At 31.3% G+C, this 17,170-nt stretch carries 15 protein-coding genes; 12 read left to right on the forward strand and 3 right to left on the reverse strand.

The annotated features are described in order from the left end of the window. The first annotated feature begins 178 nt into the window (after window positions 1–178). From QM746_RS07745 to QM746_RS07800, 12 genes are all read left to right on the forward strand, one after another. Window positions 179–6,151, forward strand: coding sequence for an alpha-2-macroglobulin family protein (locus QM746_RS07745; protein ID WP_414983687.1), 5,973 nt, complete (start codon window positions 179–181; stop codon window positions 6,149–6,151). A 138-nt stretch (window positions 6,152–6,289) separates the two neighbouring features. Beyond that, window positions 6,290–7,696, forward strand: a complete 1,407-nt coding sequence (locus QM746_RS07750; protein ID WP_414983688.1) for a TolC family protein — start codon at window positions 6,290–6,292, stop codon at window positions 7,694–7,696. Window positions 7,697–7,723: 27 nt separating this feature from the next. Beyond that, a complete protein-coding gene (locus tag QM746_RS07755; RefSeq protein ID WP_414983689.1) occupies window positions 7,724–8,683 on the forward strand; it encodes an HlyD family secretion protein in 960 nt (319 codons plus the stop codon). Between the two features lie 21 nt (window positions 8,684–8,704). Then, entirely contained in the window at window positions 8,705–9,907 is a 1,203-nt protein-coding gene (locus QM746_RS07760) for an ABC transporter permease (protein WP_414983690.1), read from the forward strand. A gap of 89 nt (window positions 9,908–9,996) precedes the next feature. Continuing rightward, window positions 9,997–10,557 carry a Crp/Fnr family transcriptional regulator gene (locus QM746_RS07765; protein WP_414983691.1) on the forward strand — a complete coding sequence of 187 codons (561 nt, stop codon included), beginning with the start codon at window positions 9,997–9,999 and terminating at the stop codon, window positions 10,555–10,557. Window positions 10,558–10,661: 104 nt separating this feature from the next. Next, window positions 10,662–11,117, forward strand: a complete 456-nt coding sequence (locus QM746_RS07770) for a DUF1569 domain-containing protein (protein ID WP_374361776.1) — start codon at window positions 10,662–10,664, stop codon at window positions 11,115–11,117. Window positions 11,118–11,144: 27 nt separating this feature from the next. Next, the gene (locus QM746_RS07775) at window positions 11,145–11,591 is read left to right on the forward strand and encodes a VOC family protein (RefSeq protein WP_414983692.1); all 447 of its coding nucleotides are present in this window, start codon (window positions 11,145–11,147) and stop codon (window positions 11,589–11,591) included. Window positions 11,592–11,653: 62 nt separating this feature from the next. Continuing rightward, window positions 11,654–12,079 (forward strand): SRPBCC family protein, encoded by a 426-nt coding sequence (locus QM746_RS07780; RefSeq protein WP_374361772.1) that lies wholly within the window; start codon window positions 11,654–11,656, stop codon window positions 12,077–12,079. A gap of 85 nt (window positions 12,080–12,164) precedes the next feature. Beyond that, entirely contained in the window at window positions 12,165–13,184 is a 1,020-nt protein-coding gene (locus QM746_RS07785) for a glutaminyl-peptide cyclotransferase (RefSeq protein WP_414983693.1), read from the forward strand. A 105-nt stretch (window positions 13,185–13,289) separates the two neighbouring features. Further along, window positions 13,290–14,042, forward strand: coding sequence for a hypothetical protein (locus QM746_RS07790; protein ID WP_414983694.1), 753 nt, complete (start codon window positions 13,290–13,292; stop codon window positions 14,040–14,042). 78 nt (window positions 14,043–14,120) lie between these two features. Continuing rightward, a complete protein-coding gene (locus tag QM746_RS07795; protein WP_374361766.1) occupies window positions 14,121–14,735 on the forward strand; it encodes a deoxynucleoside kinase in 615 nt (204 codons plus the stop codon). Between the two features lie 42 nt (window positions 14,736–14,777). Then, window positions 14,778–15,128 (forward strand): ArsC/Spx/MgsR family protein, encoded by a 351-nt coding sequence (locus QM746_RS07800; protein WP_414983695.1) that lies wholly within the window; start codon window positions 14,778–14,780, stop codon window positions 15,126–15,128. A gap of 37 nt (window positions 15,129–15,165) precedes the next feature. On the opposite strand, the gene QM746_RS07805 is transcribed toward QM746_RS07800, so the two are convergent. Genes QM746_RS07805 through QM746_RS07815 form a run of 3 tightly spaced genes read right to left on the reverse strand, consistent with a single transcriptional unit; the run spans window position 15,166 to window position 17,159 of the window. Then, entirely contained in the window at window positions 15,166–16,059 is an 894-nt protein-coding gene (locus QM746_RS07805) for a TIGR01777 family oxidoreductase (RefSeq protein ID WP_414983696.1), read from the reverse strand. Between the two features lie 60 nt (window positions 16,060–16,119). Continuing rightward, on the reverse strand, window positions 16,120–16,428 hold the full coding sequence (locus QM746_RS07810; RefSeq protein WP_374361761.1) for a DUF493 family protein: 309 nt from the start codon (window positions 16,426–16,428) through the stop codon (window positions 16,120–16,122). 59 nt (window positions 16,429–16,487) lie between these two features. Next, the gene (locus tag QM746_RS07815; protein WP_414983697.1) at window positions 16,488–17,159 is read right to left on the reverse strand and encodes a DUF4197 family protein; all 672 of its coding nucleotides are present in this window, start codon (window positions 17,157–17,159) and stop codon (window positions 16,488–16,490) included. Between the last annotated feature and the right edge of the window lie 11 nt (window positions 17,160–17,170).

Consider the following 17,170-nt stretch of genomic DNA (forward strand, 5'->3'; position numbering starts at 1 on the left):
ATTCTTGCTCATATAGAACAAAAATTCCTAATAAAGTGGCACAAAAAGAAACATAGAATTGCGACTTTATGACTAGTTTTTTTAGTACATTTATAAAATTCATTTTCCAAAAATAAAGTTTATGAAAAACTTAACCAAAATCTTATTCATTTTTACACTAATTTGTTTTTTCTTGCCCATGAAAGCTCAAACTTATTATGACACGCAATGGAAAAAAATTGCCGAAAATTATTCCAAAGGTACTTATAAAAGCAATTTACCATTGATTTTGGAGATTCAAAATCGTGCAATTAAAGAAGACAATGCTATACAACTCATTAAATCTTTAAAGGCAGAATTTAGCATTGCAAATCTTACGAATGATGACACTAAAAACGATGTGGCTTCTCAATTTTTTAAAAAATTACAATCTTTTGACCAAAAGTTGAAAGGAGAAAATAAATTGGTTTATCAAGTTTTGTTAGGAGATTTTTTTAAAGATTATTATGAGCAAAATGATTGGGAAATTAACCAAAGAACCAATATTAACACTTCTTCTACAAGTACAGGACAAGATTTTTCTCAAATAGAAACTTGGAGTAAACTCGATTTTAAAAATTTCTTTAATCAGCATTTTTCTCAGTTGGAGAAACAAAATGCTGCACTTCAAAATATAAAAACTTCAAAATACGCCGAAATTTTCAATCAGACAGAAAATATCAATTATTTTCCCACTTTTTATGACTATAATGCTTTACAATTTATTCAATTTTTAAGCAACGAAAATTATTTCACCAAAAATGAATTGAAAGAAAATCAAGCAAAAGTTTTATCTGTTTTTGATGATGTAATTTCTAAAAATTCAGGCAATTCAAAGCTTTATTTTCAGCATCAAAAAATTACCGACGAATGTTCTTTTACCCATTGTAAAGACAAACAGTCGCAATTAATTGCGCTTTACAACTCTTCTACAGAAGGAAATTATAAGGTTATAATTGCTCAAGAAATTATTCAAAATTTACAAGCTCAACAAAAATTTGTAGAAGCTCTTTCTTGGATTGAAAAAGTGAAAAAATCTTACCCTAAATCTCCTTTTTTAGAGAATATTAAAAACCAAGAAAACCAGATTTTACAACCAACTTTAATGGTTCAATTTGAGCAAAATACAGTTTCTAACAAACCGATTCATTTGGTAGCAAGTCACAAAAATGCTTCAGAATTTTCGTTAAATATTTATGAAGTGAAAAGTGATTACCAAGGTTTTATGAAATATATTTCTAATTCTTGGCAAAAAGAAAATTTTGTAAATCTTAAGAAAACTTTGGTAAGAAAAGAAAGCTACAATTTACCAGCGACTAAAGATTATAAAATGCACAAAACTTCGGTAGAATTGAAACCACTTCCGTCTGGAATTTATGTTGGAGAATATTTGGTTGAAGGAAAAGTACAAGGAAATTTCTATTTTATCGCTAGTCAAAGTAGAATTATTTATCAAAACAAAAATGATAATCAGACTGTAAAAAATGAATTGAAATTGGTGAATAGAGATAACGGAAAAATTCTACCAAAAGAAGATTTAGAATTTTATGAATTTGTAAATGGTAAGATTTCACCAAAAATTTCTCTTACAACTAATGAAACAGCGGTTTTCAAAATTTCTGAAAGTTTAGATAAAGAATATTACCGTTCAATTTTGGTTCATCAGCCAAAAACCAATGATTTTAACATCATTAATGTTTACGGAAACAGATATTACAACGAGCGTACAAATGATTTTAAAAAGCAAGCTCAGATATTTTTAGACCGAGCGATTTATAGACCTGGACAAACGGTTTATTACAAAGTAATTGCAACCAATTTAGTAGAGCAAAAAGAAAAAGTTTTGCCTAATGAAACGATTGAAATTAAACTTTTTGATGTGAATGGCGAAGAAATTTATAAACAGGAAAAAACAACTAACGAATTTGGTTCTTTCAACGGAAGTTTCACTTTGCCTCAAGGTAAATTAAATGGTCAGTTTTCTTTAAGAATTGATGAATTTGATATAGATTCTTACAAGGATTTCCGTGTGGAAGAATACAAACGTCCGAAATTTGAAGTAGAATTTGAGACATTAAAAGAAGAATACAAATACGGACAAACCATAGAATTGAAAGGAAAAGCGACGATGTTTTCGAGAGTTCCATTGGGTAATTCTACGGTAAAATATGAAATAAAAAAGCAAAACATCCGATGGAAATATTTTTGGTGGTATCCTCGTGGAAACGACAACGAAAATTCTATTTTGGGTGAAGTAAAAACCAATGAAAAAGGTGAATTTACCATAAAACTAGACCTTAAAAAAGATGAAACTTTAGAAGGGATTCAGGTTGATAATTACTCCATCAATGCTTCGGTTACCGATATTAATGGCGAAACGCAATCTGCTGAAACCAATCTGAAAGTAGCTTCTGTGTCGCATTATATTGAAATTTCTGACACTTCGACTTCAGACAATACACGCATGCTGAGCGGAGTCGAAGTAAGTGATTATTTCACAGACCAAAATGTTAAATTTAAAGTAGAAACTAAAAATTATAACGACCAAGTTTTTAAGAAATCTTACACTGCAAAACTTTCAAAATTAGAAGAACCAAAACGCATTTTTAGAAATAGTTTTGAGAACGAAATTCAAGACCTTCCTGTTTTGAGCAAAGAAAATTTTGTTCAAAAATTCCCGAATGATTTTTTCGATAAATCTGAGAAAGAACAGAAAGTTGAAAAAGTTGTTTTTGAAAAGATACAAGAACCAAGAACCGAGAACCAAGAATCGAGTCTTGAATCTAGCATCTTGAATCTTGGCTCTTTACTAGCAGGAAAATACAAACTTGAACTCTTCAACATCGAAGGAAAAGATACCATTAAAACAGAGAAATTTTTTGAAATTTTTGATAAAACTAAACTTTCGGAAAACCAAAAACCGTTCTTAAAAGTTCTTGCTGAAAAAACTGAATATAACCGAACTGAAAAAGCAAAATTCTTCGTTTATTCTGCCATTTCAGATGCTTTGGTGAATATTTATGTTCAAAACGGTGATGGAAAAACGCAATTTGAGCAAATGCCAATTAAAAACGGAATTTTGGTTTACGAAACTTCACTTCCAAAAGATGAAAGCATTAATCAAGTGAATGTTCAGTTTCAGTTGGTGGCGTATAATGATGTACAAACAATTTCCAAAAATGTAACGATTTTATCAGACAAAAAACCTTTGAAAATAGAATTGGTAACGTTTAGAGATAAACTTCAACCGAATTCTAAAGAAAAATGGACGATTAAGTTATCTGGCGGTTCGACTTCGCTCACCAACCAAATAAATGCCGAAGTTCTTGCGAATATGTATGATAAATCTTTAGACCAATTTGAGGCAAATTCTTATTCTTGGCAAAAGATTTACAACAGACCTTTTTATGTTTCTCAATATTTTGTGAATGATGGTTTACAACAAATCAATTACAATAAAAGATTGAAATATTATGGATACAAAGGTGTAGAAATCCCTGAATTTAATTGGTTTGATGGTGGGATTTATGGCAAAAATATAGACGAAGTAGTCGTTGTAGGATATGGTAAACAAAAAAAATCTTATGAAGTTGCATCAGCTACAATGAAGTCGATGGATAGAGGTAAAATTGAAATTGTTCAAAACGTTGTTCCGGAACCTGTAAAAGCTCCAAAAATTGAAACACCACCACCACCAAATATTGATTTAAAAGAAGTTCAAGATGGACCTTTTGAAAGCGATAATTTAGACAAAATCCCAGTTCGCCAAAACCTTAACGAAACCGCATTTTTCTATCCAAATTTAATGACAGACAAAGACGGAAATGTATCGTTTGAATTTACTTCTCCGGAAGCATTAACACAATGGAAAATGATGTTTTTGGCGCATACCAAAGATGCACAATCTGCAACTTTAGAAAAAACGGTAGTTACTCAAAAAGAATTTTCGGTAACGCCTAATTATCCAAGATTTTTGAGAGAAGGTGATGAAATGATTTTCAAATCTAAATTGAGCAATTTAACAAATCAACAACTCAACGGTTTTGCGCAATTGCAAATTTTAGACGCTTTTACCAACGAAGATATTACCAAAAAATTTGGAATTAACCAGTTGAGTGCAGCTTCTGGTTACAATGTGGAACAAGCGTTTACACTCAATGCCAATGGAAGCACAACAGTTCAATGGAATATAAAAGTTCCGAACGGAGTTTCTTCAATTATCATTAAAAACGTAGCCACTTCACAGTCATTAAGTTATCAGAATCAAAAATTTTCTGATGGCGAACAAAAAGCAATAGCGGTTCTTCCAAATAGAATGTTAGTAACAGATGCTGTTCCTGTTTTTGTGAAAGAAGGTCAAACCAAAACTTTTGTTTTAGAAAATCTAAAAAATAATACTTCTAAAACGGCAACCAATGTTTCAAACACTTTAGAATTGACGACCAATCCGATTTGGGAAGTGATTTTTGCGTTGCCCAGTCTTAAAAATGATAACAATCTTTCTGCGGATGTGGTTTTCAATAAATGGTTTGCCGATGTTTTGGCGTCTGAAATTTTCAAAGCCAATCCGAAAATGAAAGCTGTTTTTGATGAATATCAATCTAAAGGTTTATTGAATTCAAATCTCGAAAAAAATCAAGAACTGAAACAATTATTGTTGGAAGAAACACCTTGGGTTTTAAATTCTAAAAACGAAACCGAACAAATGCAGAAACTTTCACGTTTATTTGATGCGAATACCATGCGTAATTCTGTCAACGACGATTGGAGCGAACTGAAAAAACTGCAAAATCCTGATGGCGGTTTCTCTTGGTATGCTGGTTATCCAAGTTCTTATTTTACTTCGCTGTATATTTTGAAAAATTTAGGCAGAATTAATGAATGGTTGAAAGGAAATTTGGCAGATTATCAATCTACCGAACAAAAAGAAATGGTTTCTCAATTGGTGAAATTTGTGGATAATGAAGTAAGCAGATATTTCGATATAAATGCGGTTGCAGAGCGTAGTCGAAGCAATGTTTGGAATAATTATGTGTTAGATTATTTGGATACTCGTCATTATTGGGAAAAAGAATTTCCATTGAAAGGTGATGGCAAAAAGATGAAAGATTTAGTAATTTCAAAAGCGAAAACTGCAAAAATTACCGATTTTACGTTCTTCGGTTTACACAGAGCTGCGTTACTTTTTGATGCGTATAATTTGAAAGACGTTTCTAAAAAATTAATGATTTATCTTAAAGAAACTTCCGTACAAAGCGAAACGCAAGGTGTGTATTGGAAACAAAATCTTAACGATTGGGGTTGGTATTCTTCTAAAACGGTGAATCAGGCTGGTGCTTTGGAAGCCTTTAATAAATTGACCTCTGATGTAAATTTTGTGGAAGAAATGAAAATTTGGCTCATCACTCAAAAAGAAGTTTCTAATTGGGACACTTCTAGAAGTACTGCCGAAGTGATTTACACGATTCTGAATTCTGGTAAATCTTGGACGTCCGCTGAATCTGATAAAGCCACCATAATTTGGGGCGGAAAAGAACTCGTAAATCCTGATACAAAAGCGACTGGTTATGTGAAATCTGTGGTGAATTCAGAAAAAATAGATAAAGATTTAGCAAGCGTAACCATTACAAAACCTGGTGCAGGAATTGTACAAGGTGGTTTATTTTGGCAATATTATGAAGATTTGGACAAAATTAAATCTTCTGAAACTTATATTTCCATCACCAAAGAATTGTACAAGAAAGTAAAAACAGTAAATGGCGAAGAATTGCAGAAAATTACAGAAAATTCACCTTTAAAAATTGGAGATAAAGTAACGGTAAGAATGATTTTAAACACCGATAGAAATATGGAATTCATTCATTTAAAAGATATGAGAGCTGCAGGTTTTGAACCAGTTGATGTTCTTTCTGGCTATCAGTGGAAGAATAATTTAGGATATTACCAAGTAACCAAAGATGCTTCCACCAATTTCTATATTGAATATATGCCGAAAGGAAAATACGTTTTCGAATACGATTATATTTGCAATGCTGCAGGAACTTTCAGCAACGGAATTACCACTTTGCAGAATTATTACGCTCCTCAAATGAATGCACACACACAAGGAACGAAAGTTTCAATAACTGAATAATTTGTAATTCTAAAAATATCAATAGAGTCGGGCTTTTTGCTCGACTTTTTTTTGAATAAAAATTAACTTTTTGACAAATGTCAAAGGAATTGATGTTGAATTGTTGGACATTTGTATCAACAAAACAGAACATCAAAAATGAAAACATTAAAAAAAATTGCAATCTCCGCAATTGTTGGTTTTCCTTTGGTTTTTCACGCACAATCTGCTCCTACGCTTAAGGAATTGATAGATGCAGCAATGACCAAAGATGCTACAATTGAACAACAAAATTTGGAGTCCAAATCCAATTTGTTAGACCAGCAAAAGTTGAAAGACATCTTTCTCCCAACTGTTGAAATTTCGGGAAAAGGTGGTTATCTTAATGCAACAGCAAGATTTATTTCTCCAGAAATTGCAATTCCAGCAATTCAACCCATTTTTCCGGGAGCTGTATTTCCCGAAGGAACTTTCAATAATAATTTTACTTTGTCTAGCTTCGAAGCTGCTGGTAAAGCAGAAGCTAAAATGTTGATTTATTCTGGTGGAAAAGTAAAATATTTAAAACAAGCTTTACAAGAAAAAGACAATGCTAACCAAGCTTTACAAGCGAAAAATCAAGACGATGTAGTAACACAGATTTCTAAAGCTTACGACCAGTTTGCTCTCGTTATAGAATCTAAAAAAGTGTTAGACGAAAGCAAAAAACGTCTCGATGCCAACAAAAAAACTGCCGAAAAAGCGCTTGGTTATGGATTAATTACACCTTACGATTACAAAAAAATAGAATTAGCACAGGCAACTTTAGATTCTAAAATGGTAGAATATGAAGGCAAAAAAGAACTTCTAATTACACAACTCAATATTTTAACAGGAATTGATAAAAACAGAATTGCGCTTATCGACCCAAAATTAGAAAAAATAGAGTATCTGGTTACCGATAAAAATATAGAAAATAGAGCAGAACTGAAAGCTTTAGATTATGGTTTAAAAGCAATTGATGCTAAAATTAAAGCCGAAAAAACATGGTGGATTCCCAAAGTGCAAGCTTCTACTTCGCTTTCTTACATGGGTTTTTATAACTCTCATCTTTCTTCTTCTAAAGAATTAATGCCCGGAACTGGTACTAAATTAGATTACGACCTTACCAATTTGAATCTTTTCCCAATTTTTCAGGCGGGAGTTGGTTTTAAATGGGACGTTTTTGATGGAAATGAAGGAAAACATCAAATAGAAAAAGCAAAAATTGATAGAGAAATTCTTGAAAGTAAAAAATCTGATGCCGAAAGAAAATTACAGTTGAATCTTTCTAACAATCAAACCAATTATGATATTGCCGATTCTCAAATCATGATGAAAGCAAAAGCAAGACAAATTGCCAGAAATGCTTTAACTCAAGCTGAAAAAGAATTTAGATATGGTTTGATAAAATCTACACAACTCATAGAAGCCGAAAATGACTTAGAAAATGCAGAATTAGAATATCAAACTGCTGTTTTTAATCAAAGAAGAGCTGCCGTAGAATTGATGAAATCTACTCAAAATTTATCCATCGAAAAACTTTAATTCTAACAAACAAAACATTGAAATAAAATGAAAACTTATATCGTAAAATCTTTATTTATTGCAAGTGCACTTTCTTTAGTTGCTTGTAAAAGTGATAACCCAGACCAATTAACCGAAGGAAAAACCAAGAAAGAAATTGTTTCTTTCGCCCCGAAAGTTACAGGTAGAATTTTGAAAATTTTTGTTCAAGAAGGTCAAACCGTAAAAGCTGGTGACACACTTGCCATGTTAGATGTACCAGAAGTTTCTGCAAAAATTGCTCAGGCAAAAGGCGCAACTGCTGCTGCAACTGCTCAGGCTCAAATGGCAAAAAATGGCGCTACTGCAGACCAACTTCGTCAGTTGAAAGCGAAACAAAAAGGTCTTGCAGAACAATTTGAATTTGCTCAAAAATCTTATAAAAGAGCAAGTAATATGTTTAAAGATAGCTTGATGTCTCCACAAAATTATGATGAAATTTTTGCAAAATATCAAGGTGCAAAAGCTCAATTAGACGCTGTGAATGCAGAATTGCACGATGTGGAAATTGGGACAAGAATTGAGAAAATAGAAATGGCTTTAGGACAAGAAGACCAAGCGAGAGGAGCTTTACAAGAAGCAAATGTTGCCTATTCTGAAAGATATATTATTGCAACCAACGATATGGAAATTGAAACCATTTCTCTAAATGTGGGCGAATTGGCTACTGCTGGTTATGCACTTTTCAACGGATATATCCCGAATACAACTTATTTTAGATTTACCATTCCGGAAAGTAAAATTTCTAAATACCAAAAAGGAATGACGGTAAATATGAAATCAACTTATGGAAATCAGGAGTTTTCTGGTAAAATAATTTCGATTAAACAACTGACAAAATATGCAGATATTACCACAGCTTTTCCAGATTATCAACCAGAAGATGCGGTTTATGAAATAAAAGTAATCCCCACAGATAGAGCTAAAGTGAATGGTTTATTGGTGAATTCTAGCGTTACTTTGAAATAATCTTGACTAAAATTTAATAAAATGAAACAGTTAAGATACCTTTTGAAACGAGAGTTTAAGTTGTTTTTTACCAATAAAACAATGCTTTCTGTATTTTTTATAGCACCGATATTTTATGCTCTTTTGATGGGATTTACCTACAAAAGTGGAAAGGTTACAGATATTCCTGTAATTGTGGTAAATCATGATAAAACGCCACTTTCTAACCAAGTGGTTGATATGTTAGAAGACAACAAAGCCATAAAAGTGCTTAATTATGTTGAGGAACCTGCAGTTGTAAAAGATGAGGTGATAAAAACTGAAGCTGGAGCAGTTGTGATAATTCCTGAGAGATTTGAGGCGAATATGTTGCAAAAAAAATATCCTGAAATTAATGTTTACGTTAATACTTCTAATGTTTTAACAGCCAATTTTGCCTCAAAAGCAATTCAGTTGACTTTAGGAACTTTTTCCGCAGGCGCAGAAATGAAGGCTTTACAAAAAAAAGGAATGAATTCTGAACAAGCAAAAACCAATATAGAGCCTTTTAAAGCAAATTATATTACACTTTTTAACACAACCAGTAATTATTTAATTTTTATGTGGCCGGCTTTGATGGCGGTGGTTTTGCAACAAGTGATTTTGTTGGCAATGGCGGTTACTTTTTCCGAAGAGTTTAAAAGAGATTCTTTTGTGAAAGATTTTGCAGGAAAACACAAATATGCCATTTTGGTAATGGCAATCAAATGTTTACCAGTTTGGATTTTCTCCAATTTTAATATCTTATTTTTCTATTTGTGCAGCATTTATTTTAAAATTCCTGCTCCAGAAAATGTGATGAATTTCTTCTTAATTACAGCCATTTTTGTGGTTGCAGCTACTAATTTGGGCGTTTTGGTAAGTATTTTGGTTCCAGATGCTTTAAAAGCTACTCAAATATTGATGGTAATTGCTTCTCCGGCATTTATTATCAGTGGTTTTACGTGGCCTACTTATGCAATGCCAGAGTTTATTTCAAATTTTACAAAAATTATCCCTTTAACACCGTATTTAGAAGCTCTTAAAATTATGGTGGTAGAAAAAGGTTCAGATTTTCTTACGTACAAATATTTTTGGTATTTATTCATTTTAGGATGGGTTTATTTTATCTTAGGATGGATTGCTTTGAAGATAAAAATCAAAATGTTATTCAAAGAGTATCATTTACAAGAAAATTATGATGACCAAGAAATTGGTGTGTCATAAAGTTTTCAATTTTTTGATGTTTGTTGTGAGCGTTTCAAAAAGGGTTTTTGGAGCGCTCATTTTTTGTATTTTTGTAAAAAATCAATAATATGAAAATTCTTCAAGAAGTAGAAAAACACGTGAAAATAGATGCCGAGATAGAAAAGTTTTTTTACGAAGAATGCAATACTTATACTTTTGAAAAAGGAAAACTAATAAGTGAGCAAAACCATTACAACAGGAATATATATTTTGTAGAAAAAGGTATGCTGAGAACTTTTTATTACGAAAACGGAAAAGACATTACCAGTAATTTTTATTCTGAAGGAAAAGTTACGGCAAATATAGATACACTTTTTAAAAACGAACCTTCCAAAAATAATATAGAAGCGATAGAAAAATCTGTAATTACGGTTTGTAACTATAATAAATTAGAAGAATTGTGTTCCGTTTCTCTTACGGCAGCTAATTTTAGCAGATATATTTTGGGAAATCTAATGCTCCAAATGTCTAGCAGGATTATATCGTTGCAACACATGTCTGCTAAAGAAAAATACATTCATTTATTGGAAGAAAATCCTAATATTATTCTTCGAGCTCCGTTAGGAATGATAGCTTCTTATCTCGGTATTTCTCAGGAAACATTGAGTAGAATTAGAAGTGAATTGTAAGCCTTGGTTTTCATCAAGGTTATTTTTTTAACGAAGTTTTAAGAAAGAATTCGATAAAGTATTGAAAAATAAATTTAAATTTATAATCTGTTAAAAACAAAGAAATGCAAAATATTTTTGACGCAAAAGATGTGCAGCAGTACATAGATAGAATAAATTTACTAACTCCCGAAGCACAACAAAAATGGGGAAAAATGAATGCAGAGCAAGTTTTGGCGCATTTAAATGTAGCTTATTCTATGGTTTTTGAACCAGAAAAACACAAGAAACCGAGTTTTATAGCTAAATTTCTCTTGTCAAATTTTGTAAAACCAAAATTAACCAACGAACTTCCTTACAAACAAAATTTGCCTACAAGTCCGGCTTTTATTATTTCTGATGAAAGAAATTTCGAGGAAGAAAAGAAAAAATTAATTGGCAATATCCAAAGAGTTCAGCAATTAGGTAGAATAGCTTTTGAAGGCAAAGAACATCTTAATTTTGGGAAAATTAATGCCCAAGGTTGGAACAATATGTTTGCAAAACATCTCAATCATCATTTGGAACAATTTGGCGTTTAGAAAACAACAACATCAAATCATAAAATTATGGCAACAGTAAACATTTACCTCACATTTGATGGAGAATGTGAAGCAGCTTTCAAATTCTACGAATCTGTTTTCGGTACAGAAATTCCCATGTGGAATAAATTTGGAGATATGCCTCCACAAGAGGGTATGCCACCATTTTCGGAAGAACATAAGAACAGAATAATGCACGTTACACTTCCTATTTCTAACGAAACTATGCTAATGGGAAGCGATACAATGCCTGGAATGAATGTTTGTACCAAAGGAAATAATTTTTCTATTTCTATCAATGCAAATTCTAGAGAAGAAGCAACAAAATTTTTTGACGGACTTTCGGAAGGCGGAAATGTTACCATGGAATTACAAGATACATTCTGGGGAGCTTTTTTCGGAATGTGGACGGATAAATTCGGGATTAATTGGATGGTGAATTATGATGACCCTGATAAAACTCAGCAACATTGATGTATTGATTTTTTGTAAATTTGATATTAACTAATTGTTAAACCTCTAAAAAATATAACACCATGCACGAAAATGTTAAAATCAGCGTAAAAGTAAATGCGCCAGTACACAAAGTTTGGAATGCATTAACTAACAAAGAGCAAATGAAAAATTGGTATTTTGATATACCAGATTTCGAACTAAAAGAAGGTAATGCATTCAATTTTTTTGAGTCGGGTGAAGAGAGAAAATTTCATCATCATTGTGAAATTGCAGAGGTAGTACCAAACGAAAAACTTAAACATTCTTGGACGTATCCAGATATAACCAAAGAAAAAACTTTAGTAAAATGGGAACTGAAACCAGAACAAGAAGGTACCATAGTTACATTAACACATAAGGGACTAGAGAATTTCCATCACTTAGGAGAAGATTTCTATCCTGAAAGTTTCAGAAAAGGTTGGGAAGATATTATAGGAAAATCCTTAAAAGAATTTGTAGAAAATTAATTTTTTTTAAAATATTGAAAAATAAGAGCATCATTTTTAGTAAATGGTGCTTTTTTTGTAGTTTTGGAGTAAATTTTTTAATTAGATGAAAAAATCAATATTTATAAGCTTTTTTGCACTTTTTATTTTAGCTTCTTGTAATAAAGATGAGAAAATTTTAGACTCACTTAATAATTACAATACTTCTATGGAAACCAAAGGTTACCATTTTGGCGATAAAATAGAATTTCCGAAAGAAGTTACAGAAAATGCAGAAAGCATCAGTATAAGTTTTGGTGATAAAGAAACTAGTGATTTGGTAATAGACCCTAAATTTTTTACGCTTGGCGATAATGCTGTAACCATCAATATTACCAGAGATGGCAAAGTATTGTCTCAAGATGCAACGATTAATGTTTTTGCAAAAAATCCTGAAAAAAATCTTATCTACGAAATTGTAGCAGAATATCCTCACAATACCGAAAATTTCACCGAAGGTTTCTATTTAGATGGCAATACCGTTTACGAAAGTGTTGGTTTGGATGGTAAATCTAAATTAATGAAATATACCTTAGGAAGTTCTACAAATTCTAAAGAAGTAAACCAGCCTCAAGATATTTTTTCTGAAGGAATTTCTTCTGTAGGTAATAAAATTTATCAATTGACTTATAAAGCAAAGAAAGGTTTTATCTACGATAAAAACACTTTTGAACAAATAGGAGAGTTCCCTTATCCGAACGTAATTGGCGAAGGCTGGGGAATGACTACAGATGGAAAAACCTTGATGGTTTCGGATGGTACTAAAAATATATATTTCCTTAGTCCTTCAGATCCTTCTAAAATGATAAAATATATTTCTGTAGCAGGTAATAAAGAGGTTTATGACCAAATAAATGAGTTAGAATATCACAACGGATTTATTTATTCAAATGTTTGGCAGAAACCTATAATTCTGAAAATTAATCCCAAAACTGGTGAAGTAGTTGGTAAGTTTGATTTTTCTGCCATTGCAAAAAAACATATTACTAATGAAGACAATGTACTAAACGGAATTGCCTTTAAAGGAGAAAATATGTTGATTACTGGTAAAAACTGGGATAAAATCTACGAAGTGAAGATTAAATAATTTTTGCTGAATTATAAAACAAAGCATCCAAATTTTGGGTGCTTTTATTTTTTACGAAAAATCAAAATCATTTCATTATTTTTACTGAAGTAAATTTCAAAAAAGATGTCTCAAGTTTTTCAATTCTTTTTTCTGTTTTTTTTCTCTGTGGTTTCGGCGCAGAGCAATTTAGAATTGAAAAATGTTAAAGATTTCTTAGCAGACGATTATGGCAATATCTACGCTTACCAAAATCAGGATTTTAGTTTTGTAAAATACGATTCTTTGGGCAAGCAAATAGGGAAGATGATGCTGGTTACGCCTTATAAAATTCAAAGTGTGCAGAATCCGCTCAATATTGTTCTTTTTTCGGAAAATGCACAAGAAATTAAGTTTATAGACCAAAATCTTAACGAAATTCAAACCTTAGATTTAAAAGAAAAATTTGGTTTTGTAAGAATGGCTTTTGCCGAAGATTTGCAAAAAGTCTGGTTATTAGACGAATCTAAAAATCAATTGATATATTATAATTTTAGAGAAGACAGATTGATGAATTCTTTCCCGATAAGGTTTAATCTTAATAATGTAATTGATATTTTAGTTTTTGAGTCAAAATTGTATTTATTGAGAGAAAATTCATTAGAAATTTATAATTTTAACTCAGAAAAGTTAGCCGAATTTAAGACCAATGACGCAAAAAGATTGAGTAGAGAAGGAGATGATATTTTTGTAATTTCGAAGCAAGAAATTTTTAAATTTTCTTTTTCAAATGGTTTTAAATCAGTCTTTAGCAATAAAGAAGCAAAAATTGTGGATAAAAACCATCTTCAATTTTTGGCTTTGATAGGAGACAAATTTTATCTTTACAAAATAAAATAAGAACTGAGAAACGAAATGTGAGAGCATTATCTTATCATTTTTCGACTTAGATTTATAAAATTAAATTTTGAAATTTTTATGCATATTGCAGTAACCGGAAACATAGGCGCAGGAAAAACAACGCTAACTACCATGTTAGCAAAACATTATAATTGGGACGCTCAGTTTGAAGACGTAGATCATAATCCTTATTTGGAAGATTTTTATGCTGATATGAACAAATGGAGTTTTGCACTTCAGATTTATTTCTTAGGCAGCAGATTCCGTCAGGTAAAAGAAATAAGAGAAAGTGGGAAAAATATTATTCAAGACAGAACAATATATGAAGACGCCTATATTTTTGCAGAAAATTTGTATGATATGAGCCTCTTGACAGAAAGAGATTTTAACAATTATACTTCTGTTTTTCATTTGATGAAATCTTTTGTTTCGGCTCCAGATTTGTTAATTTATTTAAAATCTGATGTGCCAAATTTGGTTAAAAAAATCTATAAAAGAGGTAGAGATTACGAAGCGAGCATTAGCATAGAATATCTTTCTAAATTGAATGAAAAATACGAAAAATGGATTTCTAATTATAACGAAGGCAAACTTTTGGTAATTGAAGTTGATGATTTGGATTTTGTAGAAAGACCAGAAGATTTTGGATTTATTCTGGAGAAAATAGAAGCAGAATTGCACGGACTTTTCTAAGTTTTTAAAGAATCTTGAAATCTAAATTTTTATAATTTTAATATGAAAATCGTCATTTTACACAACAACAGATGCGGAAAATCTAGAGCAGCATTGCAGCTTTTAGAAAGCAAAGGTTTGGATTATGAGACAAGATTATATTTAGAGAATCCTTTGTCTGAGACCGAAATTAAAGAACTTCTTGAGAAGTTAGATGTTTCGGTGAATGATATCATTAGAAAAAATGAAGAAATTTGGAAAGAAAATTTTTCTTCTACCACTTATTCGGAGCAAGGGTTAATTTCGATACTATCAAATTATCCTAAATTATTGCAAAGACCAATTGTAATAAAAGGAAACAAGGCAATTGTAGCAAGAGATTTAGAAAAGCTAGAGCAATTTCTTTCAGCATAAAAAAATCGGAACTTTTTATAAAGTTCCGATTTTTGTTTTATAATAAATTTTCGAATGTTTCGCTTAGCATAGGATGTTTAAATTCAAATCCTAGCGATTTTATTTTTTGATTGCTGGCTCTACTGCCTTCTAAAATAATGGTTGACATTTCTCCTAAAATTAATTGAATTAAATGCCTAGGAACAGGAATTGGAATAAATAATTTTTTCATTTTTTTTGCCAATTCTTTCATGAAATTTTTATTAGAAGGAATTTCGTCTGCTACAGCGTTGAAAGCGCCTTCCATTTCAGTATTTTCTATTGCAAAAACATACATTTCTACCAAATCATCAATATGTATCCAATTCATCCATTGGTCTCCGCTGCCAAGTGGCGAAGCTAAATTAAGATTGGTAACTTTCTTCAAAAGTTCTAAAGTGCCACCTTTCTGAGATAAAACAGGCGATGTTCTGAGGCAAACAACGCGCTCTGAAATTTCTGAAAATTGTAGCGCAGCTTCTTCCCAGTTTTTACACAAATTTGCTAAAAAATCTAGCTTTTTAATAGGTATTTCTTCTGTTAAAATTTCATTGCTTGTAAAAGTTCCGTAATAATTAATTCCCGAAGCAGAAATGAAGCTTTTTAGCTTTAATTCGTGTTTTTTTGCATAACTAAAGAGTAAATTTGCGGTTTCTACTCTAGAATCGTGAAGTTCTTTTTTATAATTTTTCGTCCATCTTTTGCCTATAGAAGCTCCAGAAAGATGGATAATGCTTTCTACATTTGTAAAAGCTTCATCTTCGATGAAATTTTCGGTTGTTTTCCACAAAAATTCATTAGGATTTTCTGTTTTATTTCTTACCAAAATATTTACAGAGTGTCCTTTTTCTTTCAGTCTGTTTACTAATCTTTTCCCGATTAAACCTGTAGCGCCTGTTATTAGAATTTTCATTTTTCTTTAATTTAACAATTAAAACAGTTTGAAACGGTTTTTACTTTCATCAAGAATGGCTTAAAGCATTATTACGCCTTCAATTTTTGCAACTTCTTTGTAGAGTCTAATTACTTGCTCGGCGTCTAAAACGAAGCATTGTATAGAGCAACTAATGTATTTTCCGTTGCTGCTTTCTCTTGTTGAAAAGGTATTTTTAGTGCCGTCAAAAACTTTATAAATTTCTGTTAATTTCTCTTTGTCGTTTAAAATGATGAATTTATAAAGATAATCTTCTGGAAAATTATGATTGTTTTCTAAATTTATCTTTAACGAAGCATAGAATTCTTCTTGTTCATCAAATTGTTTGTTGCCTGTAACTTCTATCATTACTTAATTTTTTACAAATTTAAATTCTTTATTTTCGATCTTTTTATAAAATAATGTTTTTACTTTATAAAATTCAATGGATTTTCTGGACTTGTGTTTTCGTGATTTTCGATGATGTTGAAAAGCCCATTTACCAATTGTTCTGAGGCTAATTTACTAAGACTGCTAGAAGCTGTAGTAGTTTGATTGCCTGTTAAAGCGCCTAAAAAGCTGTTTCCTTGTAAAGCAGTGTTAATGGTTTTTACAATGCCATATTCATTTAATTTAGCATCTACTTTAGGAGCAATAGCAGACATTAACTGAGTTGCTGCTTTTTCTCTAAGGTAAGCTGTAGCTGCGCCTTTTCCGCCGTTTGCAATTTTTTGAGCATCTTCCGAAGTCATATTTTGTACGGTATTCACCAATATTGGTTCTGCAATTGGAGCAATAAATGCAGCTGCATCTGCAATGTAGGATTTTTCTTTGGTTACCAAATTGTTTAATCCTATTTTTTCTAGTGTAGAATTAATGCTTTTTAATTGTTCTGGTAAAGCTTTATCTATTAAACCGTTTGCTAAGAAACTTTCTTTATTTTTGAATATTCCTAATCCTTTTGTAATTCCGCCAATAAGTATTTTTTTGATGATTGGTAATCCTACGGTTGTAGCTACAGCTACACAAGATTGAGTAGAGGTTACAATAAATCCTGTAGCTCCTAATGCTAAACCAGCCATCATTATGTATTTTTTCATAAAATTCTAAT

Origin of the sequence: Cloacibacterium sp. (assembly GCF_047601505.1) — a bacterium.
In the GTDB taxonomy this organism is placed as follows: domain Bacteria; phylum Bacteroidota; class Bacteroidia; order Flavobacteriales; family Weeksellaceae; genus Cloacibacterium.

What these genes read in the sequence shown, in the direction of transcription:
- QM746_RS07745 (WP_414983687.1), top strand. Translation starts at nt 179, where the DNA reads ATGAAAGCTCAAACTTATTATGACACGCAATGGAAAAAAATTGCCGAA.
- QM746_RS07750 (WP_414983688.1), top strand. Translation starts at nt 6,290, where the DNA reads ATGAAAACATTAAAAAAAATTGCAATCTCCGCAATTGTTGGTTTTCCT.
- QM746_RS07755 (WP_414983689.1), top strand. Translation starts at nt 7,724, where the DNA reads ATGAAAACTTATATCGTAAAATCTTTATTTATTGCAAGTGCACTTTCT.
- QM746_RS07760 (WP_414983690.1), top strand. Translation starts at nt 8,705, where the DNA reads ATGAAACAGTTAAGATACCTTTTGAAACGAGAGTTTAAGTTGTTTTTT.
- QM746_RS07765 (WP_414983691.1), top strand. Translation starts at nt 9,997, where the DNA reads ATGAAAATTCTTCAAGAAGTAGAAAAACACGTGAAAATAGATGCCGAG.
- QM746_RS07770 (WP_374361776.1), top strand. Translation starts at nt 10,662, where the DNA reads ATGCAAAATATTTTTGACGCAAAAGATGTGCAGCAGTACATAGATAGA.
- QM746_RS07775 (WP_414983692.1), top strand. Translation starts at nt 11,145, where the DNA reads ATGGCAACAGTAAACATTTACCTCACATTTGATGGAGAATGTGAAGCA.
- QM746_RS07780 (WP_374361772.1), top strand. Translation starts at nt 11,654, where the DNA reads ATGCACGAAAATGTTAAAATCAGCGTAAAAGTAAATGCGCCAGTACAC.
- QM746_RS07785 (WP_414983693.1), top strand. Translation starts at nt 12,165, where the DNA reads ATGAAAAAATCAATATTTATAAGCTTTTTTGCACTTTTTATTTTAGCT.
- QM746_RS07790 (WP_414983694.1), top strand. Translation starts at nt 13,290, where the DNA reads ATGTCTCAAGTTTTTCAATTCTTTTTTCTGTTTTTTTTCTCTGTGGTT.
- QM746_RS07795 (WP_374361766.1), top strand. Translation starts at nt 14,121, where the DNA reads ATGCATATTGCAGTAACCGGAAACATAGGCGCAGGAAAAACAACGCTA.
- QM746_RS07800 (WP_414983695.1), top strand. Translation starts at nt 14,778, where the DNA reads ATGAAAATCGTCATTTTACACAACAACAGATGCGGAAAATCTAGAGCA.
- QM746_RS07805 (WP_414983696.1), bottom strand. Translation starts at nt 16,059, where the DNA reads ATGAAAATTCTAATAACAGGCGCTACAGGTTTAATCGGGAAAAGATTA.
- QM746_RS07810 (WP_374361761.1), bottom strand. Translation starts at nt 16,428, where the DNA reads ATGATAGAAGTTACAGGCAACAAACAATTTGATGAACAAGAAGAATTC.
- QM746_RS07815 (WP_414983697.1), bottom strand. Translation starts at nt 17,159, where the DNA reads ATGAAAAAATACATAATGATGGCTGGTTTAGCATTAGGAGCTACAGGA.